This window comes from Halorubrum sp. SD612, assembly GCF_002135005.1.
Window position 1 is genome coordinate 1 of the sequence record NZ_NEWI01000330.1, and the last position, 1,689, is coordinate 1,689.

Below are 1,689 nucleotides of genomic sequence, written 5' to 3' on the forward strand. Positions count from 1 at the left end.
CCCTTCGAGGAGCCCTCCGAGGCGACGCTCGCGGCGGCCCGCGACCTCGCGGCCGACGCGGACGCGACGCTCGCGGTCGGCGAGCGCTCGGGCGACGAGGGCGCATCCGCGGTCGCCGACGGCCCGAACGCCGAGGTGGCCGCGGCCGCGGACCGCGTCGTTCCCGTCCCCGCCGACGTGGGCGACGCGGAGCTGCTCGACGCGGTCGCGGCCGCGACGGCGGACGCGGAGTGAGTCCTCGCCCGCCGCCCGCGAAACGTCACCGTTTATCCGTTCGCCCGCGTCCCTCCGACGATGAGCGTTCCCTGCGTCGCCGTCGCCCGCGAGCGCGGCGAGACCGTCCGGAGCCGGCTCGCCGACGCGGACGCGCTCGACGGCGACCACGAGATAGCCGTCGACGGCGACACGATCTACATCCCGGTCGCGGACCGGGATCGGGTCCCCGCCGACCTCGCGGACCGGATCGTCGAGCGCGACGCGGCGGCCCGAGAGCGCCCGACGACCCCCGCCGAGATCCTCGGCTACGAGCCCTCCTTGGAGCGGCTGGGCGACATCGTCATCGTCGACGAGGACGACGACGAGCGCGCCCGCGAGATAGCGGAGGCGGTGATGGCGGCCGACCTCCCCTGCGACACCGTCCTCAACCGCGCCTCGCCGATCGAGGGCGAGCTGCGGGTCCGGCGGTGGGACGTGCTGGCCGGGAACGGCACCGAGACGGTCCACCGCGAGTACGGCCACGAGTTCCTGCTGGACGTCGCCGAGGTGTACTTCTCGCCGCGGCTCGCGACCGAGCGCCACCGCGTGGTCGAGCAGGCCTCGGCCGGCGAGTCGGCGATCGACATGTTCGCGGGCGTCGGCCCGTACGCGGTGCCGTTGGCCGCCCGCGGCGCCGACGTGGTCGCGTGCGACCTCAACGAGCGCGCCGTCGAGTACCTCCGCGGGAACGCCGAGCGCAACGGGGTCGCCGACCGGGTCACCGCCATCGCGGGCGACGTGCGCGAGCTCGCCGCTTCGCACGCCGACGCGGCCGACCGCCTCGTGATGAACCTCCCGCACTCCGCGGACGAGTTCCTGGAGACCGCCGTCGCGCTCGCCGGCGACGACTGCGTCGTCCACTACTACGACATCCAGCACGAGGACGACCCGTTCGGCCCGGGACGACGCGCGATCGAGGCGGCCGCGGGCGACGCCTACGCGGTCGACGTCGAGACCGAGCGCGTCGTCCGGTCGTACGCCCCCCACGAGTACAACGTCTGTCTCGACGTCCGCCTCACGCGCGTCGACGGCTGACCGCGTCGGTCCGTCCTCCGACCGCGTCCGATCGCCCTCGGATATAACGGCACGGACACGTCAGGCAGTTCACTTATGAGTGAGACACACTAACACGTACTCGCATGAGCGACGCCGCAGACCCCGAAGAGCGCATCGACGAGACGACCACCTGGCCGGAGCTGGCGATCGGGCTGTACGACCGACTCACCGGACGGAACGCCGAGATCCACTACCAGTTCGAGGACATGACCGTCGAGGTGCCGAGCGGCACGGGCGAGGACGCGGAACACGCCGAGTGGCGCGTCGACGGCGGCGTTCGGGTCACGACGCGTGAGCGGGAGTGACTCGCGGGACGCCCCCTCCGCAGCAGCCGGCCGCCTGACCACACCCACCCGACCCGCCCGACCCCCAGCCCAC

General features: G+C 73.5%; 2 protein-coding genes and 1 pseudogene. All 3 read left to right on the forward strand.

Annotated features, from left to right (window positions below; translation table 11 throughout):
* A pseudogene (locus tag B9G38_RS17030) lies at positions 1–234 on the forward strand (corrinoid ABC transporter AT-binding protein); the annotation flags it as partial.
* Between the two features lie 60 nt (positions 235–294).
* Positions 295–1,290 carry a class I SAM-dependent methyltransferase family protein gene (locus B9G38_RS17035; RefSeq protein WP_086221154.1) on the forward strand — a complete coding sequence of 332 codons (996 nt, stop codon included), beginning with the start codon at positions 295–297 and terminating at the stop codon, positions 1,288–1,290.
* Between the two features lie 104 nt (positions 1,291–1,394).
* Positions 1,395–1,616 (forward strand): hypothetical protein, encoded by a 222-nt coding sequence (locus B9G38_RS17040; protein WP_086221155.1) that lies wholly within the window; start codon positions 1,395–1,397, stop codon positions 1,614–1,616.
* The last annotated feature ends 73 nt before the right edge of the window (positions 1,617–1,689 follow it).

Bases quoted from the DNA above. Each gene is read 5' to 3' on its own strand.
- B9G38_RS17040 (WP_086221155.1), top strand. From the start codon at position 1,395: ATGAGCGACGCCGCAGACCCCGAAGAGCGCATCGACGAGACGACCACC.
- B9G38_RS17035 (WP_086221154.1), top strand. From the start codon at position 295: ATGAGCGTTCCCTGCGTCGCCGTCGCCCGCGAGCGCGGCGAGACCGTC.